Annotated in this window: 19 protein-coding genes; 10 read left to right on the top strand and 9 right to left on the bottom strand. The window is 68.6% G+C overall.

The features are described from left to right. Nucleotides 1–86: 86 nt before the first annotated feature. The gene (locus ACTWPV_RS44975; protein ID WP_443156494.1) at nt 87–1,010 is read right to left on the bottom strand and encodes an RNA polymerase sigma-70 factor; all 924 of its coding nucleotides are present in this window, start codon (nt 1,008–1,010) and stop codon (nt 87–89) included. 816 nt (nt 1,011–1,826) lie between these two features. Here ACTWPV_RS44975 and ACTWPV_RS44970 point away from each other — a divergent pair. Further along, nucleotides 1,827–2,651, top strand: a complete 825-nt coding sequence (locus ACTWPV_RS44970; RefSeq protein WP_443156493.1) for an SDR family NAD(P)-dependent oxidoreductase — start codon at nt 1,827–1,829, stop codon at nt 2,649–2,651. Nucleotides 2,652–2,778: 127 nt separating this feature from the next. Continuing rightward, a complete protein-coding gene (locus ACTWPV_RS44965; RefSeq protein ID WP_443156492.1) occupies nt 2,779–3,987 on the top strand; it encodes an FAD-dependent monooxygenase in 1,209 nt (402 codons plus the stop codon). A gap of 195 nt (nt 3,988–4,182) precedes the next feature. Here the strand turns inward: ACTWPV_RS44965 and ACTWPV_RS44960 are convergent, their stop codons facing one another. The 3 genes from ACTWPV_RS44960 to ACTWPV_RS44950 form a co-directional block, all read right to left on the bottom strand. Next, the gene (locus ACTWPV_RS44960; RefSeq protein ID WP_443156491.1) at nt 4,183–5,760 is read right to left on the bottom strand and encodes an arylsulfatase; all 1,578 of its coding nucleotides are present in this window, start codon (nt 5,758–5,760) and stop codon (nt 4,183–4,185) included. A 258-nt stretch (nt 5,761–6,018) separates the two neighbouring features. After that, nucleotides 6,019–7,026 carry a DUF389 domain-containing protein gene (locus ACTWPV_RS44955; RefSeq protein ID WP_443156490.1) on the bottom strand — a complete coding sequence of 336 codons (1,008 nt, stop codon included), beginning with the start codon at nt 7,024–7,026 and terminating at the stop codon, nt 6,019–6,021. Between the two features lie 46 nt (nt 7,027–7,072). Further along, a complete protein-coding gene (locus tag ACTWPV_RS44950; protein ID WP_443156489.1) occupies nt 7,073–7,309 on the bottom strand; it encodes a lipopolysaccharide assembly protein LapA domain-containing protein in 237 nt (78 codons plus the stop codon). Nucleotides 7,310–7,641: 332 nt separating this feature from the next. On the opposite strand from ACTWPV_RS44950, the gene ACTWPV_RS44945 reads away from it, so the two are divergent. Both ACTWPV_RS44945 and ACTWPV_RS44940 read left to right on the top strand, forming a co-directional pair. Then, nucleotides 7,642–8,238 (top strand): DUF6230 family protein, encoded by a 597-nt coding sequence (locus tag ACTWPV_RS44945; protein ID WP_443156488.1) that lies wholly within the window; start codon nt 7,642–7,644, stop codon nt 8,236–8,238. Between the two features lie 61 nt (nt 8,239–8,299). Then, on the top strand, nt 8,300–8,851 hold the full coding sequence (locus ACTWPV_RS44940; protein ID WP_443156487.1) for a DUF6114 domain-containing protein: 552 nt from the start codon (nt 8,300–8,302) through the stop codon (nt 8,849–8,851). Here ACTWPV_RS44940 and ACTWPV_RS44935 read toward each other — a convergent pair. Beyond that, complete coding sequence (locus tag ACTWPV_RS44935) at nt 8,848–11,145, bottom strand: arylsulfatase (protein ID WP_443156486.1); 2,298 nt, start codon at nt 11,143–11,145, stop codon at nt 8,848–8,850. The genes ACTWPV_RS44940 and ACTWPV_RS44935 overlap by 4 nt on opposite strands. 163 nt (nt 11,146–11,308) lie before the next feature. Next, nucleotides 11,309–13,066 (bottom strand): SulP family inorganic anion transporter, encoded by a 1,758-nt coding sequence (locus ACTWPV_RS44930; protein WP_443156485.1) that lies wholly within the window; start codon nt 13,064–13,066, stop codon nt 11,309–11,311. A gap of 141 nt (nt 13,067–13,207) precedes the next feature. On the opposite strand from ACTWPV_RS44930, the gene ACTWPV_RS44925 reads away from it, so the two are divergent. Next, nucleotides 13,208–14,827, top strand: coding sequence for a SulP family inorganic anion transporter (locus tag ACTWPV_RS44925; RefSeq protein ID WP_443156484.1), 1,620 nt, complete (start codon nt 13,208–13,210; stop codon nt 14,825–14,827). Beyond that, nucleotides 14,820–15,227: a GAP family protein gene (locus tag ACTWPV_RS44920; protein ID WP_443156483.1), complete on the top strand. Its 408-nt coding sequence runs from the start codon at nt 14,820–14,822 to the stop codon at nt 15,225–15,227. The genes ACTWPV_RS44925 and ACTWPV_RS44920 overlap by 8 nt, the downstream gene beginning before the upstream one ends. Nucleotides 15,228–15,434: 207 nt before the next feature. Here the strand turns inward: ACTWPV_RS44920 and ACTWPV_RS44915 are convergent, their stop codons facing one another. Further along, nucleotides 15,435–15,842, bottom strand: a complete 408-nt coding sequence (locus ACTWPV_RS44915; RefSeq protein ID WP_443156482.1) for a tautomerase family protein — start codon at nt 15,840–15,842, stop codon at nt 15,435–15,437. A gap of 67 nt (nt 15,843–15,909) precedes the next feature. On the opposite strand from ACTWPV_RS44915, the gene ACTWPV_RS44910 reads away from it, so the two are divergent. From ACTWPV_RS44910 to ACTWPV_RS44900, 3 genes are all read left to right on the top strand, one after another. Then, nucleotides 15,910–16,653, top strand: coding sequence for a winged helix-turn-helix transcriptional regulator (locus ACTWPV_RS44910; protein ID WP_443156481.1), 744 nt, complete (start codon nt 15,910–15,912; stop codon nt 16,651–16,653). Nucleotides 16,654–16,961: 308 nt separating this feature from the next. Beyond that, a complete protein-coding gene (locus tag ACTWPV_RS44905; RefSeq protein WP_443156480.1) occupies nt 16,962–17,405 on the top strand; it encodes a hypothetical protein in 444 nt (147 codons plus the stop codon). Between the two features lie 301 nt (nt 17,406–17,706). Next, on the top strand, nt 17,707–19,539 hold the full coding sequence (locus ACTWPV_RS44900) for an alpha/beta fold hydrolase (RefSeq protein ID WP_443156479.1): 1,833 nt from the start codon (nt 17,707–17,709) through the stop codon (nt 19,537–19,539). A 410-nt stretch (nt 19,540–19,949) separates the two neighbouring features. On the opposite strand, the gene ACTWPV_RS44895 is transcribed toward ACTWPV_RS44900, so the two are convergent. Beyond that, the gene (locus ACTWPV_RS44895) at nt 19,950–21,332 is read right to left on the bottom strand and encodes a serine hydrolase domain-containing protein (protein ID WP_443156478.1); all 1,383 of its coding nucleotides are present in this window, start codon (nt 21,330–21,332) and stop codon (nt 19,950–19,952) included. A 131-nt stretch (nt 21,333–21,463) separates the two neighbouring features. On the opposite strand from ACTWPV_RS44895, the gene ACTWPV_RS44890 reads away from it, so the two are divergent. Next, nucleotides 21,464–22,219: a TetR/AcrR family transcriptional regulator gene (locus ACTWPV_RS44890; RefSeq protein ID WP_443156477.1), complete on the top strand. Its 756-nt coding sequence runs from the start codon at nt 21,464–21,466 to the stop codon at nt 22,217–22,219. Between the two features lie 194 nt (nt 22,220–22,413). Here the strand turns inward: ACTWPV_RS44890 and ACTWPV_RS44885 are convergent, their stop codons facing one another. Then, the gene (locus ACTWPV_RS44885; RefSeq protein WP_443156476.1) at nt 22,414–22,704 is read right to left on the bottom strand and encodes a hypothetical protein; all 291 of its coding nucleotides are present in this window, start codon (nt 22,702–22,704) and stop codon (nt 22,414–22,416) included. Nucleotides 22,705–22,901 lie beyond the last annotated feature (197 nt).

Here is a 22,901-nt window from a genome sequence, read left to right as displayed (position 1 = left end):
TCCTTCCTTGGTTCTGTCCGAGGTCGATGTCGTGGCGTTGGCCAGGAGCTGGAGGTGTCCGCGCGTTGCCTGTAGCAGGGCGGGCGTCAGTCTTCGAGCCGGCGGACCCGGTTGGTCTCGCGGACGACCGCCCAGGCGTCCGCCACCGGGCCCAGATGCCGCAGCTTGTCGGGGTTGATCACGGCGCGAATGGTCTGGATCTGCCCGTCCAGGATGTCGAGCGTCAGCGTGTTGACGATCTTGCCGCCCTGGTCGCGGAAGATCGCGCCTGGCTGGCCGTTCATCTCATGTGGTTCCACGACACCGCCGATCCGGATGAACGGCGCGACGAACCCGGCCAGCATCCGGGCCACGCTCTCGGCGCCGAAGACTCCGTCTCCCCACAGCGGGGCCTTGCCGCCGCTGTCCCCGGCCATCTGCACGTCGGCGGCCAGCAGCTCGCGCAGCCCGTCGACGTCACCTTCGCGGAAGGCGTCGAAGAAGCGGCCGGCGAGTTCGTCCCGCTCGCGGCGATCGGCCTCGAACCGGGCACGTCCGGCGTCCATGTGGCGGCGCGCTCGTACGGCAAGCTGGCGGCAGGCCGCCTCAGAGCGCCCAATCGCCGCGGCGACCTCACCGAAGCGGAACCCGAACACCTCCCGCAGCACGAAGACCGCGCGTTCGAGCGGGCTGAGCCGCTCCAGCAGCAGCAGGGCCGCCATCGAAACCGTGTCGGCGAGCTCCGCCGACCGCTCCGGGTCCTCGTAGGGGTCGGCCAGCAGCGGCTCAGGAAACCACTGCCCGGCATATTCCTCCCGCCGCATGCGTGCCGAGCGCAGCACGTCGATCGCGATGCGAGACACCATGGCCGAGAGGAACGACTTGACCGACGCGGGCCGGGTCGCGCAGGCCTCGTAGCGTAGCCAGGTCTCCTGAACTGCGTCCTCGGCCTCACTCACGCTGCCCAGGATCCGGTAGGCGATGGAGAACAGCAGCGGCCGCCACTGTTCGAACTCCTCCGTCCGGGTCATACCAGCTCCTCCTTGAAGCCCTGCCGCCAGGATGGACAGCACGATCGCCAGCCGAGTTCGCGTTTGACTTTGGCGTTGGAGAAGCCACGTCCCTGAGCCGTCATCGTCACCGCCGTCTTCCCGGCCAGCGGCCGGGCCAGCCACTGGCTGTTCGAGGCTTCGGCATCAGCCGCCGCCCCAACACCCTGGCCCACCGGCCACGAACACCCGCACAACAAACCCCTCACCCTCCCAGCCCCGACGCCTGCCTTCCGCCGGGAGACGAAATAGCTCGTCAGTTCTGTGACATCACCCCGTCCGGCCGCCCCCGACCCGGCCGCCCTCCAGTTGGCCGGCCCGGCCCGACCGGGTCTTTCCGATGTCACGGAACGGCCCGCTGTCTCGTCCCGGGAAAGACGTGCCCAGCTCTCGGAACGCGGAGGACCTGACAACGCATGGCATGCGGTCGTGTGGTGCACGTCACGGTCACGTCCAGCACGAACACACCCAAGGAAACGCGCCCGGCGGCGGCTACCGGCCCGGCCAGCCGGCGTAACGAAAGGAACACCATGAGCACCGCCTCGGAACTCTCCGGAGCGTGGCTTCGGCGGCGACATCATCACATCCAGCGCGCCCGATCAGGCCTTGGCCGCCTGCACGGCGGTGACGTCGGGCAGCCCGGTCTTCGTGCCGCGCCCCAGCCGGTCCGGAAACACGGCCTGGCCCTGGACGGCCTGGTCGCCACCGAGCCGGTCACCGCCGACGGCCAGATCTTAGTCTCCGGCCTCAGCAGGCCGCCTACGCCGCTTCGCATCCCCTAGCAGAAAGAAGGAGATCATGAGCAAGGTTTGGTTCGTCACCGGATCTTCGCGCGGTTTTGGCCGCAGCTTCGTCGAGGCCGCCCTGACCCGCGGCGACCGGGTGGCAGCCACCGCCCGCAACCTTCGAAGCCTCGATGACCTGGTCACCGCCTACGGCGACCTGGTGCTCGCGCTGGATATGGACGTGACCGACACAGCCGCCGTCCGCGAGAGCGTGACGCGGGCCAAGGAACATTTCGGCCGCCTGGATGTGATCGTCAACAACGCCGGCTACGCCCTGTTCGGCGCGGTCGAGGAGGTGACCGAGCAACACCTGCGCGCCCTGATGGAGACCAACCTGTTCGGCCCACTACGGGTCGTCCAGGCAGCGCTGCCTCACCTGCGCGAGCAGGGTTCCGGGCACATCATTCAGATCTCCTCCACCGCCGGCGTCGCCGCCTTCCCCCTCGGCGGCGGATACTGCGCGTCCAAGTGGGCTCTGGAAGGCCTGAGTGAGAGCCTCGCCCAGGAAGTCGCCGGCTTCGACATCAAGGTGACCATCGTGGAGCCCGGCAGTTACGCCACCGGCGCGCCCACCATCGCGGTCAAAGCCTCGCCCAGCCCGCACTATGACGCCGCCCGCCAGGCCCTAGCCGCGTACGCCCAGACGATCGACTTCGGCGACCCGACCGCCGCCGGCCAGGCCATACTCAAGCTCGCCGACCTACCCGACCCGCCCCTGCGGGTGTTCTTCGGCACCCAGAACCTCTCGATGCTCCAGCAGGTCTACGCCGACCGGCTCAAGACCTGGGCCGACTGGCTCGACCTCTCGGCGCAGGCCCACGCCGCCCCGTCCGCCTGATCTGTCAGCCCATCACCCCATTCCTGGCGGGTGGGGTGATGGGCGCCCACGCCCTGATGAACGCCGAGCGGTCCGCGGCTGCGCGCCGGGACCGAGCTGAAGAAGCAGTTTGTGGAAGGGAGTCGTCATGCAAGATGGTGGCCGCCGCGCATTGGTGGTCGGGCTCGGGATCGCGGGAATCGCGACCGCGCTCCGGCTACGGCAGATCGGCTGGGAGCCGGTGCTGATCGAGCGGGCGCCTGTGCGCCGCTCGGGAGGGTACTTCGTCATGCTGTTCGGCACCGGCGTGGCCTCCGCTCGCCGTTTGGGTGTGCTGGAGGCCATCGGTGACCGCGGGAGCCCTTTGCTCAGGGCGTACGAGGTGAATCGGGCGGGACGCCGAACCCCGGGCATGAACCCGTCAACGCTGCCGGGCAGACCGCTGCAACTGCTGCGCGGCGATGTCGAGCAGGGGCTGTTCTCCGCGTTGCCGGGCGACGTGGAGATCCGTTACTCCACCGTGCCCACCCGCATCACCCAGGACGACACGGCCGCCGAAGTCACGTTGCACGACACCGCCTCAGGCGCCGTCGTCACCGAGCGCTTCGACCTGGTGGTGGGCGCCGACGGCCTGCGCTCCACCGTGCGGAGCCTGGCCTTCGGACCGCAGGAGTACCTGCACCCGCTCAACTACATGATCGCCGTCACCCTGCTCGACAGGCCGATCGAGGGCTTCACGCAGCACGAGGGCCTGATCCTGGCCGAGCCCGGACGCTCGGCATGGACCTTCCCCTACGACAACCACCCGCCGAGCCTGCTGTTCTCCTACCGCACCGGCGACATCGACGCCGAGTTCGCCCGCCCGCCGATCGAGTCGCTCCGCGCCGCCTTCGGCCCCGAGGCCACCGGACGCCTCCTGGAGACCTTGTTCACCCGGTTCGAGCAGGCCCCGGACTTCCTGTTCGACTCCGTGCAGCAGGTCAGGATGCCCCGCTGGCACCGCGGCCGCGTCGCCCTGGTCGGCGACGCCGCCTGGTGCGTGACCTTGTACGCGGGCATGGGCGCCTCCAGCGCCATGGCCGGGGGCGAACTGCTGGGCACCATGCTGCGACGGCACCCTGACGACCTGCCCAGCGCGCTGCGGGCGTGGGAGGCCAGGATGCGGCCGTTCATCCAAGCAGAGCAGGACAGCGCGCTGACCATGCGCAGGCTCTTCACGCCCCACGACCGCAGGGAACAGATCATCCGGGCCGCGATGCTGCGCCTCACGCACGCTCCTGTCATCGGCCCGGCAATAGGCAAGATCTTGAACGGCACCGACATGAAGAACAAGCAGCTCGACATCGCCGCCGTATGACTCTGGTGTGCCCCGAGTTCGGTGGAGTCGCTGGCCCGCCGGGCGATCGAGCTCATCCGCGAGGCGGCGCCCCCCCAAAGACGGTTCGCAGCCGTCGCGGTGATGGCCGGCGAAGGAATGAGGAGTTCTACGATCAGCACTGAGCCCGTCAAACCCTGGACCGGGCGGCTCCACTACGCGCTGTCCCAGAACCGATCACCCATCCGGCCCCGATCGCATGATGGCGGTCAGTCCAACCGGGTGGCGAGTTCGAGCCGTTCGTGCCCCGTCGGCGGGGTGACGTCCGGGAAGTCGAAGGTGACCTCGTGAATCTTGCCGGTGAAGGGGAACGGGCCCTTGCCGGCGTAGTCGTCGCAGACGGGTGAGACGCAGTCCATGCCGACAGGAGGCGATCCAGCCGTCGGCGTACATCGCCCGGTTGCCCAGCATCTCGAAGTACTGCCGCGTGTGGCGGCTCGGTGCGTCGGCATGGGCGGTGTCGAAGGTGTAGGCGAAGCTGGTTCCCTCGATCGGCTTCTGGACGTACCCGTTCACTTCCTTGGGGTGGGTCATGCCGACGATTTCGAGCAGCGTCGGAGTGACGTCGATGACGTGGTGGAACTGGGAGCGGCCGATCGCCTCGTCGATCGTGGGCTGGCGCCCGTTGAGGCTCATGATCTCGTTGGGGGTGCCGACCAGGGATCCTTCGGCGCTGGAGCCGTTGTCGCCGATGATGTAGATCACCAGGGTGTTGTCCAGCTCGCCGAGCTCTTCGATCGCGTCGACGACGCGGCCCACCTCGTGGTCGGTGTGCTCGAGGAAGTCGGCGAAGTTCTCCGCCTGACGGGCGAACAGCCGGCGATGCTCTGCGGGCCGGCTGTCCCAGGACGGGATCTGCTCCGGCCGCTCGGTGAGCCGGGTGCCCGGCGGGATGGTGCCGCGCTCCAGCTGACTCTGGTGCACGATCCGGCGGTAGGCGTCCCAGCCCATGTCGAAGCGGCCCTCGTTGCGTCCACGCCAGTCCAGCGGCGGCTGGTGAGGAGCATGCGCCGCGCCTGGGGAGAAGTAGGCCAGGAACGGGCGGCCGGGAGCGATCGTCTTCTGCTTGCCGATCCAGCCGATGCATTCATCCGCCAGGTCTCGGGTGAGCTGGTAACCGTCCTGCGGCCGTGCCGGCGGCTCCACCGGCTGGGTGTTCCGGTACAGCGACGGGAAGAACTGGTCGGTCTCACCGGCGATGAACCCGTAGAAGTAGTCGAAGCCCTGATGCGTCGGCCAGTTGTCGAACGGGCCCGCCGGACTGGTCTGGTTGTCGGGCACGTTGTGGTTCTTGCCGAACCAGGCCGAGGTGTAGCCGGTGTGCTTGAGTAGCTCGGCGAGGGTCGCGGTGCCTTTCGGGATGATGCCGCTGTAGCCCGGGTAGCCGGTGGCCATCTCCTGGATCACTCCGGTGGCCACGGTGTGGTGATTGCGCCCGGTCAGCAGCGCCGCACGCGAAGGGGAGCACAGCGCTGTGGTGTGGAACTGGTTGTAGAACAGTCCGCCTGCTGCCAGCCGTTCGGCCGTCGGCATCCTGACCAGGCCTCCGTTCACGCTCGGCCAGCCGAAGCCCACGTCGTCGAGCAGGATCAGCAGGATGTTCGGCGCCCCGTGCGGAGCCTTGTGCGGCTTCGGGAAGTCTGGGGTCGACTCGGTCGCGTACATGCCGATCTTCGCATCGGCGTAGTCCCACTCCGGCTCGGGCAGATGATGTCTGTCCAGGTGGATGGGAAAACGCGGTGATCTGTCGCGCATCAACCAAACTCCGATCGGCCGGGCCACGGCGGCAGCAGATCGCCCAGTTTTTGGTCTTTCCTCCAGCGCTGCACCGCAAAACCGCATTTGACCAGGTCACAAGACAGGTTTCTGACCTTGGCCAGAGGTGTGCCGCCCGATCACCTTGCCGAGCCGGCTGGCGGTGATCACCGGGCCGGAGCTCACCAGGTAGCCGGGCGGACGGCTGCGCAGGACGCGGACGTGATGCGTCAGCGGACAGCAAGAACGGTCAAACCCTCATGAGGTCGCACCAATCCGCCCAGCATGGATCGTGCTTCCCTGCGTGGTCTCGATCACGATCGGCACCCCGTCCGGAATGCGTCCGCGAAGAGCATTGAGCAGGCCGGGGACCGGCGGCAGATCACCAGGCGTCTGCACGCGGATGTGCAGCTCCCGGGAGACGACGTCGACGCCGGCGATCGACGAGTTCGGCACACCGGAGATCCATTCGGCAGCCACGGCCTTGGCCCGCGCGCTCCAGGCGGTCAGCAGCCAGCTCAGCACGGTGTTGGCCGACAACGGTATGACCACGACGACCAGCAGCAGCCCCAGAACGAGCCGGGTGCGGCGGTGACTCCGGCCGGACACGGCGGCGGCCTCAGCCCTGTACCCCGTGGCCGTGAACACCACGATGCCGCCGAGTACGAGAGCCAGCAGATTGGACAGGAACAGCACGAGCGCACCGAGTGCCAGCCAGCCCGCGCCACGGCCGAGACACACCCCCACCACGGCCAGCGGCGGGACCAGGGAGATCGCGATCGCCACGCCGGGCAGCACCGCGGAGACGTCGCGGCGCGCGTACGCCACGGCGCCGGCCAGCCCCGTGGCGAGCGCTGCCACCAGATCCATCAGCTTGGGAGAGGTGCGCCCCGCGATCTGGCTGTTGGCGAGCAGTTCGTAGGAGGCCGGCAGCAGCGCCGAGAACGCCAGCCCGATGGCGACGACCAGCAGGCTGCCGAAGAACACGAATCCGATCGTCCCCTGGCCGCGACTTCGCACCGACGCCAGTGCGATGCCCATGATCGGCGTGCCCAGGGGCGCGATGATCATCGCGCCGATCACCGTGGCCGTCGAATCGGTGAGCAGTCCCGCCGAGGCGATCACCGCCGACAGCGTCAGCATCGTCCAGAACGCCGACCGTTTCGACCGGACGTCACCCGAGGACAGATCCAGGCTCTCGACCAGATCCCCGAGCGGGCGGCGCTGTACCTCGGGCAGCACGCGCTCTCGAAGTCCGCTCAGCATGCGATGACCACATCGGGTCGCCGGGCGATGATGCGGGTGGCGCGCGTCATCGTGCCCGTCTGCCCCTGCGGCTCATCAGCGCGCCGATCAGGATCCCGAGGGCGACGCACACCACCAGCGTGATCCACAACGGCGCCGTCACCACGACCATGAACAACTGGATCGCCGTGTCCTGCCTGTTCTGCAGGATGAACACGATCGCCAGCACCAGCAGGACGAGTGCCAGCCACACGCGTGGCGGCACGCCCTTGAGCGGGTTCGCCGGCCTCTGCTCCGTCACCATGTCCCCCCGGATGGTTGGAGTGCCCTGCGCATCGGCCATACCCGGGAAATGGCCGGTGATGTGGGACAACGCCGCCGCCAGCCCTGTAGGGCGCGGTAGCAATCGCGGAAATCCAACGAACTCATCTCTGACCTGTGCTGATGGTGCAAGAAGGTGCGATGGGTCCTACTTCTGGTTTTCGGCAAATTCGTCCAGGTGCAGGTCATAGGTGCCGTGACGTGCGGCGCGTATCGCGACGAACACTGCCGATGTCACCCATGCTCGACCACAGGCCGGCATGTCACTCCATGTAATGGCCCCTAGTGTTGGACCGCCAAGTGTGGAGCGGAATCATGGCTGAGCTGGGACGCGTGCGATGGAAGCGCTTCGGCCTGATGCTCGTTCCTGTCACGGCGATGACGTCGCTGCTGGTCGGTGCCACGGCCCAGGGAGTCATCGGTGCCACGTTCGTGGTCTCCGGCCGCAGCTTCAAACTGTTCGCCGGTGAGCTGCGCGGCCAGGGCTTCTCCTTGGCCACCGATGTGGACCGGACCAAGAAGGGCCAGCTGATCCCGGTCATTGTGGCCGGTGTCCGGCGGGCCGCGGTCAGCGAGCTGTGCTCGAGCGCGCTGGTGAAGACACCCGTGGGCACGGTGACGCTGCGACTCACCGGCGGCCAGGCCGGCAACGAGGTGAACATCGACAACCTGGTGATCGATGTGGTGGCAGGGCAGACGGCTGCCTCCATCCGCGACCTCGAACTGGGCCGGGATGCCAGCACCCTGGACGAGGTTCCCGCCGGCAGAGGGCCGGCCGGCACCTTCGGCGGCCAAGCCAGGGTGGTCACCCTGCGCAACGTCAGGCTGGGCGCCAGGGCGGTTACGGCGGCGACGTTCAGCCTGCCCGACCTCGGCCTCAAGATCACGCGCGGTGCGCACGAGTGTTGGTGAGGCCGGGACCTGCCCCGGCCTCTCTGATGGCGGCACGGCGTGGGATGAAGGGTGGAAGATCATGAAGTCGTGGCGGCGTTCCCGGCCCTTCTGGGGCGGACTGTTCCTCATGGCGGCAGGGGTCGAGTTGCTGTCGATCCCGCTAGCGATCGACGCGCTGCCTGTGGCCCTCCTGTTCGGCATGGTGGGGGCGGGCTATCTCATCGCCCTCACCTTGATCATCGCGGGGGTGCTCGTCTGGCTGCAGCCCGGCCAGCGGGTGTTCCTCGGTCTGATCGCGGTGCTGCTGTCCCTGGCGTCCTTCGTCTACTCCAACCTGGGCGGCTTCCTGCTCGGCATGATTCTGGGCCTGTTCGGCGGCATGCTGGCGGTGGCCTGGACCCCTGTCAGCCGATCCGCCGGCCGCATCGACACCGTCACAGTACGGAGCGTCCTCGTCGCGGCCAGGACCTTCACCTCACGCATGAGCACGCCACGCTGGCCAACGGCCACCGCTGTGCGGCGGCGCTGCCAGCGACTGCTGCCCGCGAGGCGGGCCCATCCCGCATCCGCGGACACGACTTCCGTCGCGAAGCTGCGAGAGCCGGTCCGGCCAAGGCATTCCGCAGGCTAGTCGCGGGCGAGCATCGCCATGCCTTCGAGGTCGTGGTCGACGTAGTGCTCGCCGCTGACGTTGACGGTCACCTTCTTGATGGTTCCGCCGGTGAACGGGAACGGCGCGCTGTAGTCGCTGCTGACCGGATCGGCGGAGTCGCGTCCCACGCACAAGCCCTCACCCGCGAGGGCGAATTTGCCGGGCTGGGTACGCATCGAGCCTTCCGCGACGACCTGGTCCCCGACGAACAGGCGCAGCCTCCCCCGCGCCACCCCTTCCGGTTCCTCGTCTTCCTTGGCGAATTCCACGCCGACGGACAGGGAGCCCGCGGGCAGCGGCCGGTCGGAGGCGAAGGCCTGCTCATCCGCGCCGAGAAAGTTGTAGCAGTAGCGAAGCGCGCCGTCCTTGACGAACAAGGTGTGTCCGCCGAATCTGGACCCCTGCGCGAAGATCACGCCGTCAGGGGAGCCGGCGTCCAGTTCGGCCTTGATGGAGAAGGAGCGGTTGCGGATGTTGACGGCCACACCCTCGGGCACATCGGAGGTGCCCGGGTAGTAGACGTAGACCTCGCGCGGCTTGGCAGGCAGCGGGCGCTGCACGGCGAGCTGTTCGCGCGAAGTTCGGTCGTCCAGCGGGAAGACGCCGTTGGCTCCGGCCTCGGCGAACCAGATGCCCACCAGGTGACGCACCTTGTCGGGATGTTCGGCCGACAGATCGCGGGTTTCTGCTCGGTCCTCGGCCACGTGGTAGAGCTCCCACGCATCGGTCATGAAGTTGCCCTTGCCGCTGAGCGCGCCGTGGCGGGCCACGACCTTCCACCCGTCGTGATAGAGGGCGCGGGTGCCGAGCATCGCGTAATACTGCGTTGTGCGTCTGCTCGGTGCTTGCGGCGCGCTGAAGGTGTAGGCCATCGACGTGCCGTGCATCGGCGACTGGGTGTGCCCCTTGATCTGCCTAGGCGGCTCGACGCCCACGAGTTCGAGCACGGTGGGCACGATGTCGATCGCGTGATGGTACTGGTCGCGCACCTGGCCGCCGACGTCCTTCATCCGATCAGGCCAGCTGATGATCAACGGGTCGGCGATGCCGCCTTCCAGGGTGTAGCGCTTGAACATCTTGTACGGCGCGTTGAAAGCCCAGGCCCAGCCCGTCGGGTAGTGGTTGTAGGTGTCCGGCCCGCCGAGCTTGTCCAGCTTGGCCATGTTCTCCTCGGGATCCTCCGGCCAGCCGTTGAAGAACTTGTTCTCGTTGACCGAACCGTCCGGCGAGCCTTCCCCGCTGGCGCCGTTGTCGGAGACGACGACCACGATGGTGTTGTCCAGCTGCCCCGACTCCTGCAGATAGTCCAGGAGCCTGCCGATCTGGTGGTCGGTGTAGGCGCAGAACGCGGCGAACACCTCGGCCATCCGGCAGAACAGGCGGCGCTCGTCCTCGGTGAGCGAGTCCCACGGCTTGACCTGATCGCCCGGGCTGATGACGTCGGCCGGCCAGGGATTGATCGGCGAGAGCCGCGTGCCGTCCGGCACGAGCCCGCGCTCCTTCATCCGGTCCAGGACGATCTCGCGGTAGCGCTCGTAGCCCATGTCGAACACGCCCTTGTACGCGTCGATCCATTCCTGGGGCGCGTGGTGCGGGGCGTGGTTGGCGCCGGGGGCGAAGTAGCACAACCACGGCTTGTCCGGGTCCACCTGGCGGACGTCACGGATGAACTCGATCGCTCGGTCGGCCAGATCCTTCGACAGGTGGTAGCCCTCCTGCGGGGTGTACGGCTGCTCGATGAAGTGCTGGTCGTAGGTCAGGTCGGGGAACCACTGGTTGGTCTCACCGCCCAGGAAGCCGTAGTACCGCTCGAAGCCGCGGCTGGTCGGCCAGGTTCTGCGGGAGCTGGCCATGCTCGACTCGGTCTCCGGCGTGAGATGCCACTTGCCGAGGCACAGGGTGGAGTAGCCGTGCTCGACCAGGATCTCGGCGAGCGTGCCGTTCTCCGGCGGGATCACCGCGCTCAGGCCGGGAAAGCCGTTGGCTCCCTCCACGATGCAGGCCATGCCGTTGCTGTGGGCGTTGCGGCCGGTCAACAGACTGGAGCGGGTCGGCGAGCAGAGCGCGGTGGTGTGCCAGTTGGTGAAGCGCAGGCCAGAGTTCGCCAGCCGGGTCATGTTCGGCGTTTGCACCAGGCCGCCGAAGGTGTCCCAGGTCGCGATGCCGGTGTCGTCCCAGACGATGTAGAGCACGTTGGGCGACCCCTCGCGTGCCCGCGGAGGCAGGAAGGGCTCCCAGTCCGGAACGGAGTCGCGAACGTCGAGATTGATCACGCCATTGAATGTCCGGTTCACGTGTTCCTCCGCATCGGTACCTGATGGCTCGCATGCCCGCAGTCCGTTCGAGCGCAACGCGGCATTCCCCCAACGGAGGTTCAAAGCCAGGACCCGCGTCGATGTGGCGGGCCATCAGGCCCCTTCGGGAACCGGCACCTCTTCATGACGCGCCCGATGGTGGCCCGCTCAGCAGGGCGCGTAGCCGGTCGAGGAGGCTTCGGCGGTGCGGACGCGTCGGCCGTACCCCCGGCGCCAGGCGGGGGTGCGCGGCGCGGTAGGCGTCGACCGCGTCGGCCACCCGATGGTAGAGCCGGACGCGCTGGTCCAGGCCGGTGTCGCGGAGGAGGACCCGTACCGGGGTGCGGGTGCGGGCGAGCGCCATGCCCACGCCGGCACGCTCGCAGTCGTCAACGAGGCGGTGCAGCACCTCGGCTCCGGTGGTGTCCATGTCGTAGACGGCTTCGGCGTCGAGGACGATCTGGCGCACCGGAGGGTCCGCGCCGGCCATCAGCCGGCGCACTTCGGTACGGAGCACGTCGGCGTTGGCGAAGAACAGAGGCGCGTCGAAGCGGTAGACGACGAGGCCGGGGAGCGTCTCGGCGTCGCGGTAGTGGGCGATGTCCCGGTAGGCGTGGTTCTCTCCGGTGCGGCCGAGGACCGCGGTGTAGGGCATCACGGCACGGCGCAGCACCTCCAGCAGAGAGACGACCACGCCGACCACGATGCCCTGGAGCACGCCGAGGGCCAGCACGCCCAGCGCGGTGACTGCCGCCAGCACGAAGTCGGTGCGGCGGATCCGCCACAGCCTGTGCAAGGCCGGCAGGTCCACCAGCCGGGCGGCGGTGATGATGATGACCGCGCCGAGCGCGGCCTGGGGCAGGTCGCGGATCAGCGGCATCAGCGCCAGCAGGGTGAGCGCCACGGCCGCCGCCGCGCCGAGCCCGGCCAGCCGGGTGCGCGCGCTCGAACCAGCCAGCAGCGCGCTGCGCGAATCGCTGCCGTTGGCGGGAAAGCCGCCCAGCAGCGCCGCTCCGGCGTTGGCCGCGGCCAGGCCGAGGAACTCCTGCTGAGCATCGGCGTCCCTGCCTTCCTTGGCGGCCATGGAGCGCGCGGTGAGCACGCTGCTGGCGTATATGAGCAGGGCGATGCTCAGCGCGGGGCCGATCAGGCGCACCGTGTCGGCCAGCGGGTCGGCCAGGCCGGTCCAGGGCAGTCTCGGCACCGGCAGGCCGCCATCGGCCGGGCCGAGGACGTCGAGCTGATCGTCGAGTCCGGCCAGTGCGACGACCGCGGTCGCCATGACCAGGGCAATGAGCGGGCCGGGCAGGCGAGCGGCGTAGTGCCCGATCAGCAGCATGGTCGCGGCGGTCAGGATCGCGCACCCGAGCGCCCACACGTTCACGTCGGCGAGGCCGCGCAGCACGGCACCGACCTTGGCCAATGGTGTGCCGCTCGCGTCGATGCCGGTCACCTTGCCGAGCTGGCTGGCGATGATCACGACGCCGGAGCCCGCCAGATAGCCGGTGAGCACGGGGGTGGACAGCAGGCGCATCAGCACGCCGGCGCGGACCACGTACCCGATCACCAGGAAGACGGCGATGAGCAGGGCGAGCTGCGCGGCGATGAGGGTGTGCTCGGGGCCGGGGATGGTGGCGAGCGCGCCGGCGACGACGATCGCGACCGACGATTCGGGGCCGACGTTGAGGAAGCGGGTGCCGCCGAAGGCCGCGTACCCGATCATCGCTCCGAGCGCGGTGTGCAGGCCCGCCGCCGCGGGCAGCCCGGCGAGCTGGGCGTAGGCGAAGGCCTGCGGTACCAGCACCGCCCACAGCGACAGCGCCGCGAGCAGGTCCGGGCGCAGCCACGTACACCGGTAGCCGCGCAGTTCCGCCCATCCGGGGACGGCTGACCACCTCACCCGCAGCCTCCCCTCGTCGGCCGGCCTTGGGTTTGTAGCCGAGCCGGAGCCAGGGGAAGCTTGAGAGATCGTCAAACATCATCCCAGCTCAAAGGGGGTACGTCAGCCACAACCGGGAGGAGTGGTGTTGGTGGTGCTGCGGTGACCTGGTTCGCCATAGGCATCCGCGGCCCGCTGAACTGGCCGAAGGAGATCACCGCCGGGGTAACGCTGGCGGCGCTGGCCATCCCGCTCAACATCGGCTACGCACAGATCGCCGGGTTGCCGCCGATTGTCGGCCTGTACGCCGCCATCGTGCCGATGCTGGTGTTCGCGCTGGTGTGTTCCTCGCGCCAGCTGGTGGCCAGCCCGGACGCGCCCATCGCCGCCCTCATCGCCTCCCTGCTGGTCGCGATCGCCGCCCGCCCGGGCAGCCCGCAGTACGTCGAGCTGGCCTACGCCCAGGCGCTCGTCTGCGCGGCGGTGTTCCTGCTGTTCTATGCCTTCAAACTGGGATTTTTGGCGAACTTCCTGTCCGAGCCGGTCCTGGTCGGCTTCATCGCCGGGCTGGCCGTCGAGATCCTCACCAGCCAGGCCAAGAAGATCCTCGGCATCCACACCACCGCCGAGCGGTTCTTCCCCGAGCTGTGGGAGATCATCGCCAAGATCCCGCAAGCCCAGGTGTGGAGCGTCGTCATCGGCGTCGCGACCATGCTGGCCATCGTCGCCCTACGCAGGCTCGCCCCGGCGCTACCGGGGCCGCTGATCACGCTGGTGGCCGCCACCGCGGTGGTGGCCTGGGCCGGGCTCGACACCCGCGGCGTCTCGGTCCTCGGCCACGTCCCCTCAGGGCTACCGGTCCCGCACTGGCCGCAGGTCACACTCGGCCAGTGGGCCGCGCTCATCCCGGGCGCCATCGCCATCTGCGCCGTCACCCTGGCCGACGGGCTGCTCACCGCCCGCCGCTACGCCGAACAGCACCACTACCGGATCGACGCCAACACCGAGCTGCGCGCCTTCGGCCTGGCCAACGCCGCCGCAGGGTTCACCCAGTCGATGACCATCGGCTCCAGCGCCTCGCGCACCGCTGCCATGGACGCCACCGGTTCCCGCTCCCAGATCCCCAGCGTCGTCTGCGCGATCGTGGTCGCCGTCCTGGTCGCGTTCTTCTCCGGGTTGCTCGCCTACCTGCCCGACACCGCACTGGCCGGCATCGTCGCCGTCGCGGTCGTTCGGCTCATCGACGCACGCAAACTGGCCGAGCTGTGGCGGCTGCGCCGCTCGGAGTTCTGGATCGCCGTGGTCTGCCTGCTCGGCGTTCCCGTGCTCGGCTCGCTCTCCGCCGTCATCATCGCCTTCCTGCTCTCAGCCGTGGACGTCGTCCGGCGCGCCTCCCGGCCCAGCACGGCCACCCTGCGACCAGGTGAGCACGGTCGCTACGTCCGAGGCGCGGCCGACAGCCCGCTCGTGGTGTACCGGTTCGAGAGCCAGCTGTTCTTCGCCAACGCCGACACCTTCAAGAGCGAGATCACCCACCTGGCCGACCGGGGCGCCGAGTGGATCGTCCTGGACGCCGAGGCCATCACCGACATCGACACCACCGGCGCCCAAGCCCTCCGCGAGACCACGGACCTGCTGCGCGAGCGCGGCGTAACCTTCGCCCTCTCCCGTGCCACCACCGGCCTGCGCCACCTGCTGGACCACTACGCCCTGACCGGGCTCACCTTCTACGACTCCAACGAGGCCGCGGCCGCCGCTCACCGGGAGAGTGACCATGGGTAAGGCGTTCGCCGACATGCTGCCCTACACGTTGGGCCTGATCGTCTCACCCTTCCCAGTCGTGGCCGTCATCGCTCTGCTGATCAGCGCGAACGGCCGAGCCAAGGCGCTGCTGTTCGAGGTCACCTGGCTGGTCATGAGCTGGGTGGTGCTGGTCGTTCTCATCACGCTGCTGGGCGCCGCAGGCGTCACCGGACACGCCAAGGCCACCTGGGTCGCCTGGCTCGACCTGACCATCGGCGTGCTCCTGCTCCTGATGGCCTTCGCCGGTATCCGCAGGGCCACCCGCCGCAAGGAAGGCAGAGCCCCGGAGGTGCCCCGCTGGATCGCTGCGATGGACACCATGACCCCATCCAAGATCGTGCTCGCCCCCCTACGCCACCGCGCTCACCTCGGGCGGTGACGAGCGGCTCCATCGCATGCGCGGCTGGCTGATCCAGCACAACGGCGCCCTCACCCTGATGAAGTGGTGTTTCGAGCCATCTCGGTCGCAGTGGCATGCACGAACGCCTGCTCGCGTACGTGACGGATCCGCCGGCCCTCGTACATGGAGGAGCGCTCGCCGTCGGACGGTACGGCGGGACCGGTCGACCGGTCCCGCCATCCGTTCTCAACGGTTCAACTGCTCCATCAGTCCGACGATCTGGGGGTCGTCGGACTGGAGGCGGCCGTGGAATCCCACGTTCTCCAGCGGGTAGTGGTTGATCATGACGAGGAGCTCGTCCGTGTTGGCGATGCCCTGATAGGCCGCAGCCACTGAGTCCTGGATCCGCTTGACCAGTACCCTCCTCGCGTCGAGATCACGGAGTTCCGGCACCTCCAGGAAACAGACCGGCCGGATGTCCTCGGCCTCCGAGAGACCGTCCTGGGCGACGTTCACGCCAGGGTACTCGCGCACGAAGATGCGCACGTCAGGAACGTGATACGTGTCGGAGAGCGCCTCGGTGACCTGCCGCATCAGCTCGCGCTTGGCGTCGGGCCGGATTCCTTGTGGGCCTTCGATGAAGATCAGGGGCACGGTGGCCACCTTTCCCGGTTGAGTGCCTCCCGCTGTCGGGAAGTCTGTGGTTGAACAATAGAACTAGATGATTGGAAAAAACAACTCATCGCGTGGACTGTTGAATCGGCGCGGTAGGATCGACGGCATGGTAGGGAGGCGCAAATACGATGACGGGTGCGCGGTTGCGCACGGGCTCGACCTGGTCGGCGAGCGCTGGGCCCTGCTGATCGTGCGCGAGTTGCTGCTCGGCCCCAAGCGATTCACTCACCTGAGAGCCGGGCTGCCCGGCGCCAGCCCGGATGTGCTGTCCCAGCGGCTCCGCCAACTCCAGGAAAGCGGTGTCGTCCGCCACCGCCGGCTCCCCCCGCCGGCGGGCGTTCCCGTCTACGAACTGACCGAGTGGGGCATGGGGCTCGAGCCGGTGGTGACCGGGCTGGGGCGTTGGGCAGGAGGTTCTTCCTCGCTGCCGCTCGACGCCCCGATCGGCGTCGACTCGCTCATCCTGTCGTTGAAAGCGTTGTTCGATCCCGGGCCGGCCGGCGATGTCGAGATCAGAGCAACGGTACGGCTTGGCGGGGACGAGTTTCGCGTCACAGCCGCCGGCGGCGAGATCGCCATCGCCCGTGGCGGGGTAGAACACCCCGACATCACCCTCGATACCGACGCGGCCACGTTCGCCTCGCTGCTCAGAGGGGTGCGTTCTCCCGAAGAAGCGGTGGTCGGTGGTGACCTCCGTGTCGACGGCGACGTGGAGGCGGCGGTGGGGTTTCTTGCCCTCTTCCGCCGGGCCGTCCCGCCCTCCGACCCCAAGGCGACGAGGGCAGAGTAGTTCGCCGGGCGTTTCCCCCTCCCGCGAACCGTCTTCCCGTCCGCGACCGCTGCCGGGGCCTTCACGATCTCGACGCTGGCGCTGCCCCTCGTGGTGGCAGGGCCGTTCGCCGGCATGCTGCCGATCGGAGCGCCAGACCGGCTGGTCTACTCGACGGGCGCCGGCCGGGGAACGCGGCGTTCCGTGGCTCACGAGGCCGGGATCGGCGTTCGCCAGGTGAATGGCTCGCTCTCGTGGGGGAGGACTGGACCGGGAACCCCTCCCTTGGGGGAGTCAGGCTGCTAGGCATCGCGGGCACCCTCGGTGTCATGAGGATCACGTATGCAGCGATGACCTGGACGGGTTTGTACGTGGCGTCGAAGATCGGGTACGCCCTCGACGGGCGACTCGGCGTCACCGGTGGACCGCGTGTCTCGCCGGACAGTTATCTGGATTACGGGCCGGGGGAGGTGGCGTTGGCTCAGTGGGCCAATGCCGGATCTGGGCTGCTGATCGTGGCGATTCTGCTGGCCGGGCTGGTCCGGTTCGAGGGACGCTGGCCGTACAGGGTGGTGCTGACCTTGCACTGGATATGTACGGTCTTGACGGCCGTCTGGGGGGTGGGGATGCTGAGCACCGCTCTGATCGGTGATCGGGGTGGTGCGGTTTTCGGCGGGTACTGCACGGTTTGGGCTGTGCTGATGTTCCTCGCAACCCGTGACCTACGTCGGCGGTACGCGCGCCCCCTGAACCCGGTCAGTAGCCGCCGATGACGGGGGATGCAGGGGACATCGCCACAGGGTGCCTTTGCCCAGCTTGAGCGGGCTGTGAAGCTCTCCGGTCGATTCGGCGTGAACCCGATCGACGCACCGTGACCGCAGGCCGTGGTTGGCGCCCGCGTGGCCGCAGAGGGCCGGCATGGCTCGCACCCCCGGACTGTCATTGCAGCAAGGGCTATGGACAAATTATGTAGATCGGTCTATTTTTTCCAGCGTAGCTTCTCGGCAAGCCAGAGCGCTGCTCTGTGATCATAAAATATGTAGATTGGTCTAGATAGGACATTTGATGCAGAAGATGACTACAGCACCGGACACCCTGGTATTCGGTGCGACCGGCTTCCTCGGCAAATGGACAGTGCTGCATCTGCTCGAGCGGGGCCGCAAGGTCGCCGCAGTGGTCCGCGACCCCGCCGGGAACAAGCTGCCTGGCTGGCTCATGGATCACGGGATGTCGACCGAGCGGCTCACGGTCCTGGGCGGTGACCTCACAAGCGGGCCGGACGTTGGGCTGAGCCACACGGACGACGAGCGACTCTCAGGCGTACGAGATGTGTTCAACACCGCGGCCATCTACCGGTTCGGGCTCCGGCGTGAGGAAGCCAGGGCGGTCAACGTAGAGGGCGCAGTCAACGTGCTGCGCTGGGCCGCCACCCGGCCCGACCTGCGCAGGCTCGTCCATGTGACGGGTTACCGGGTGGGGCTCGATCCGCGGCCGCGTTATCCGCTGCCGGAAGCCGAGTTGGTGGAGCTCTATCGCGACAAGGGAGCGTATGAAGGTTCTAAGATCGAGGGAGACGCGGCAGTACGGGTCGTTGCCGCGCAGCTGGGGACCCCGCTGACCGTGGTCAATCCGAGCAGCGTGATCGGCCACTCGCTGACGGGAGAGGCCGATCAGTACATCGGTCTGGCCGAGCTGGTCCGCGATCTGTGGCAGGGCAAGCTGCCCGTCGTGCCGGGGACCGCGCGCACCTTCGTGCCCGTGGTGGCCGTGGACCATTTCGCGAAGTTCATGGCCTCGATCCCCGAGCACGACCCGGAGCCGGGAGGCCTGCACTGGGTCCTCGACGAGAACACCCCGGACCTGCCCGCCATGCTCCGGCTACTCGCCGGCCACCTCGGCGTGCGTGCGCCGAGAACCCTCATACCCGTGAGCCTGATCCGCCGCCTGCCGACCGCACTCACCGGAGCCAACCCCGAGACCCTGACCTTTCTGACCGAGGACCGCTACGACACGACCTCGGCCGACAAGGTCGCCGAAGCCGCAGGACTCCGCCGGCCTCCCGTACAGACCGCGCTGCGCCGCTGGGCCGACCGCCTGGTAGCGGACGAATTCGGGTCAGCCGCGGCCGTGCTTCCAGGCGGCTTTCACGACGTCAGTGGATCCCGCACGTATGTCGCTGGTGACCGTACTTCGCCCGGCTTCGTCCTCCTGCACGGCATTCCCCTCGATGGTGAGTCCTGGCGGCCCGTGCTCAACGAGCTCGACGCGTCCGCCCTCGTCGCCGACCTGCCTGGCTTGGGCCGTTCGGCCCCCACGGAGTCGACCCCGCTGGAGTGGCTCACCGATCTGCTCGCCCCCGTACGCACCCGGCCCGTCATCGTCGCCCATTCGGCGGCCGCGGCACCGGCGCTCCGATACGCCGCCGCCCACCCCGACCGCGTCGCGGGCCTGCTGCTCATCTCTCCCTACTTCCTCCAGAAGCCGGCTTCAGCGATGTTCCGCACGCCGCTACTCGCCACGCCGCTCCTCAAGAAGGCATCCGCCGAGCGACTCACGTCCTCGCTCCTCGGCTCGGGCAGTGATACCGCCTCCAGCGCGGCTCGCACCGCGATCCAAAGCGCCGCCGCCCAGCTGCGCAGACCCCGCGTCGCCCGCCGCACGGCCACGTGGCTTCGGGCCGCGAACCAACCCGCCGAACGCGCCGCGCTCCAAGCCCTCCTCAGGGAAACCACCGCGGTATCCGTCCCGCTCCACCTCGTCGCCGGGCAGCTGGACCCGCTGATCGGCGATCCGGGCCAGGCCGCCGTCACGACCCTCCCCACCGCCGGCCATCACCCCCACCTCACCCACCCGTCCGCCATCGTCACGATCATGAGCGGCCGACCGGCGCCGCAGATCTCGTGGTGAGGACCGTGAGCGTGACGACCATGGTCATCCGCAGGTGAGGGAGAACTCGGCGGTCCGCAGGTAGTTGCCGGCGCTGAGCAGTGCGCTCCGCCGGCTGCTCCATCGCTCCTGAGCCGCCGGCTCTTGCCGCTGCGCTGTCAACTCCCCCTTGCGCTGCGGCCGAGGCGAGGGTTGTCCAGGATGACCAGCGGGTCCCGGCTGTCACGGGCGCATGATGACCTTGCCGACGGTACGGCGGGTCACCAGGTGTGCCAGCGCCTCGGCGGCGGTGCTGCCGGGCAGGCGCAGGTGGGCGTCGAGCCAGTAACCCCCACCGCGATGTTGTGCTCGCCCAGTGGCCGGGGTCGACCGGCGACGGATCCACCCCGCTGGAGGTCCCGTAGGTGTGGGCGATGCTGGGGCGGTCGACGTCAGGCGATCTTGGGCGTGCAGCGCATGCTGACGTACACGCAGGGAGTGCCGTTGGTCAGGGTGGAGAACACCACCGGGATGTAGGCTTCGCCGAAAGGCCCGCCGGAGGCGGCGAACACCGTCTGCGACACCGGCGTCAGGTTCGCCTCCAGAGGTGTGGAGAAGCCCTTCATGCCGTCCACGAACTCATACCGGATGCGTGCGGCTCCGTCGTCTTCTTGGGTGATGGTGGTGAGGACGCCCTCGCGCCTGTAGGTGCCCACCAACTCCGTCATGTCCACCTTGGGCGGTGTCGCCGCCGGAGCGAAGGGAGGCGGCATGCGCACCCCCGCCAGCTCGTCCAGCAGGTCGGCGACCAGGTCGACGTACAGCCGGCTGACGTCACCGCCGTTGGCCAGCAGGACGACGGCCACGCCCGCGTGCGGGATGACACGCAGGTAGGAGTGCTGGGTGACGGCGCTGCCGTCGTGGCCGTAGCCAGGAATGCCGTTCCAGTCGTGCAGTGTCCACCCCAGGCCCCAGCCGTCGGCCGACATCGACCACTTGTCCGGGCTGTCAACCTCGCGGCGCTGCATCGCGGCGACGGTGTCGGCGGACAGGACACGGGTGCCGTCGGCGGCGAGGCCGCCGTCCAGGTGCATCTTGGCGAACCGGGCGACATCGCCGGCCGAGACGATGACCCTGCCGTACGGCCCAGCCGAGCGCGGCATCACGTCCCAGTGCGGTGCCGGCTCGGGGTCCTGTCCGGGTTCGCCCTGGTGGCCCATCGCCACCCGGAAGCGCAGCGCCTCCTCCGGCAGCGTTAGCGAGTGCTCCAGCCCGAGCGGGGTGAAGAGCAGGTCTTTGAGCGCCTGATCCCAGGTCTTGCCGGTCAGTACCTCGATGACGCGGCCCAGCACGACGTAGCCGAGGCCGCCGTAGGAGATCGCCGTTCCTGGCGGGCAGTCCAGTGCCACCTGCCTGGCCGCCTGGACGTACTTGGCCAGGCAGTCGTCACCACGCCCGCTGTCGTAGTTGAAGTCGTTGGTTACCCCGCCGGTGTGCGACAGCAGCTGCCGGATGGTGATCGTCTTGGTGGCCCGTGGATCGGGGGTGGCGAACTCCGGCAGCACGCTGACGACCGGCGCGTCCAGGTCCAGGGCGCCGGAGTCGACCAGCCGCATCACCAGCGTGGCGGTGTAGGCCTTGGCCAGCGAGCCGGCCAGGAACACCGAGTCGGTCGTCACTTCCACCCCTGTGCCCCGGTGCAACACGCCGCTGGCCAGTTCGTGAATGTTTCCACCGGTCAGCACGGCCAGGGAAGCTCCCGGCACGTGGTGGGCGTCGCGCAGCTCATCGAGCCTGGCCTGCCAACGGTCACCATCGAATCGTGGTGAAGACATGAAGAGGTCCCTCCGAAGACTTTCTTTCCGCACATCGTTCTGCTCACCGCACACTGTACGGTGCTCGAACGCTGGTCGTAAAGCCGTACACTGTGCGGAGAGGGTGGTCATGAGACACGAGGAGAGAGCGCATGCCAGCCGACAAGCAGGTGTTCCCATCGGTGTGGACTCGTGTGCAGCGGCAACGGCGGGAGCAGCCGGCGCTGAGCCGGGAGCAGATCGTGTCCGCGGCGCTTCAGTTGCTGGACACCGAGGGCATCGACGCCCTGAGCATGCGTAAGCTCGGTGCCCTCCTGAACGCCGGGGCCACCTCGATGTACACCCATGTGACCAACAAGAACGAGCTGATCGAACTCGTCGTGGACGAGGTCTACGGCGAAGTCCAGGTGCCGAGCACAGGCGACGCGGCGGGCTGGCGGGCGGCCATCACCGGTTGCGCCCGCAGCATGCGCTCAACGCTTCTGCGCCACTCCTGGATCGTCTCCGTGCTCGGGGAGGCAGGCCTGGCCTACCTGGGGCCGAACATGCTGCGGCTGACCGAGGCCATGCTCGCGGTGTTCGAGGAGGCGGGCTTCTCACTCGAAGCGGCAGACCAGGCCCTGAACACCGTTGTGGCCTACGTCATCGGGATCTCGACCAGCGAGGCCGCGTGGCTGAGCACGCTCGCCCGCACTGGTCAAAGCGAGCAGGCGTGGGCTGACCGCCTGTGGCCGGCCGCAGAACAAGCCGTCAAGGAATACCCGCGGCTGCGAGAACTCTACGCCGCCCAGCGCCGCCAGAACCCGGGCGGCGGCATCCGCGACGACGACTTCGACACCGGGCTGGACTGCGTCCTGCATGGTTTGGTCACCCGCCTCGCTCCCACCGCCGTTCGCGGCGACGACTGAGACCGCCACCATCCGGAAACCCAGCCGACGAGCGCACCGCGAGGGCCGAGTGGGAGGCGCCGCTATTGACGTCCCCCGCCTACCGCCTCCCTCTTCCCCGCGTCCAGGCGCTCCCGTCGCCGCCTGGACATCGGGGCCGGTATGAGGAGGTGGCCGGGGGACGGAGCAGCCAGGTGGGGCAGAGCTCGAACGGGTCAGTCCACGGAGAACGGCACCATCCGGCGCATGAAGGCGTCCCAGCCGCGATCGCCCGCGAGGCGCCGGGCCAGTGGCGCCAACCGGGCCTGGGGTCCGATCTTGTACCGGGGCTTCGGGTGGCGTGCGGCGACCGCTTCGGCGATCACCTTGGCCACGTCCTGGGCGCTCAGCACGCCGCGGGCCCCGTCCCGGTGGGCCCGCTCGATCATCCTGGCCACGCTCTGCTTGAACTCCTTGTAGGGGCCCTCGCCGCCGATCGGAGTGGAAGACGCCAGCTCGACGATCATCGCCATCTTCCTGGACGGAGGTCGCGCCCGAGACGACGCGCAGGGTGAACGGGCGTAGGTTGCCGTGCCGAACCGACCGACCGCCTGAGAGCTCTGCCACGGCGGTCAGCAAGCCGTCCACCTCGATCGCCGGGACGATCCGGATCTGTGAGGTGGCGGCGCCCGCCTGGCCCCGCGGACCAAGCTCGGGCCAGGCG

This window comes from Nonomuraea sp. KM88 (assembly GCF_052245635.1).
In the GTDB taxonomy this organism is placed as follows: Bacteria; Actinomycetota; Actinomycetes; order Streptosporangiales; family Streptosporangiaceae; genus Nonomuraea.
Note: the sequence above shows the minus strand (reverse complement) of the source record. Positions and strands in the feature narration are given on the sequence as shown.

Bases quoted from the DNA above. Each gene is read 5' to 3' on its own strand.
- ACTWPV_RS44900 (WP_443156479.1), top strand. From the start codon at position 17,707: ATGACTACAGCACCGGACACCCTGGTATTCGGTGCGACCGGCTTCCTC.
- ACTWPV_RS44885 (WP_443156476.1), bottom strand. From the start codon at position 22,704: ATGATCGTCGAGCTGGCGTCTTCCACTCCGATCGGCGGCGAGGGCCCC.
- ACTWPV_RS44975 (WP_443156494.1), bottom strand. From the start codon at position 1,010: ATGACCCGGACGGAGGAGTTCGAACAGTGGCGGCCGCTGCTGTTCTCC.
- ACTWPV_RS44950 (WP_443156489.1), bottom strand. From the start codon at position 7,309: ATGGTGACGGAGCAGAGGCCGGCGAACCCGCTCAAGGGCGTGCCGCCA.
- ACTWPV_RS44960 (WP_443156491.1), bottom strand. From the start codon at position 5,760: ATGCGCGACAGATCACCGCGTTTTCCCATCCACCTGGACAGACATCAT.
- ACTWPV_RS44920 (WP_443156483.1), top strand. From the start codon at position 14,820: ATGGGTAAGGCGTTCGCCGACATGCTGCCCTACACGTTGGGCCTGATC.
- ACTWPV_RS44965 (WP_443156492.1), top strand. From the start codon at position 2,779: ATGCAAGATGGTGGCCGCCGCGCATTGGTGGTCGGGCTCGGGATCGCG.
- ACTWPV_RS44955 (WP_443156490.1), bottom strand. From the start codon at position 7,026: ATGCTGAGCGGACTTCGAGAGCGCGTGCTGCCCGAGGTACAGCGCCGC.
- ACTWPV_RS44910 (WP_443156481.1), top strand. From the start codon at position 15,910: ATGATTGGAAAAAACAACTCATCGCGTGGACTGTTGAATCGGCGCGGT.
- ACTWPV_RS44945 (WP_443156488.1), top strand. From the start codon at position 7,642: ATGGCTGAGCTGGGACGCGTGCGATGGAAGCGCTTCGGCCTGATGCTC.
- ACTWPV_RS44905 (WP_443156480.1), top strand. From the start codon at position 16,962: ATGAGGATCACGTATGCAGCGATGACCTGGACGGGTTTGTACGTGGCG.
- ACTWPV_RS44895 (WP_443156478.1), bottom strand. From the start codon at position 21,332: ATGTCTTCACCACGATTCGATGGTGACCGTTGGCAGGCCAGGCTCGAT.
- ACTWPV_RS44890 (WP_443156477.1), top strand. From the start codon at position 21,464: ATGCCAGCCGACAAGCAGGTGTTCCCATCGGTGTGGACTCGTGTGCAG.
- ACTWPV_RS44940 (WP_443156487.1), top strand. From the start codon at position 8,300: ATGAAGTCGTGGCGGCGTTCCCGGCCCTTCTGGGGCGGACTGTTCCTC.
- ACTWPV_RS44970 (WP_443156493.1), top strand. From the start codon at position 1,827: ATGAGCAAGGTTTGGTTCGTCACCGGATCTTCGCGCGGTTTTGGCCGC.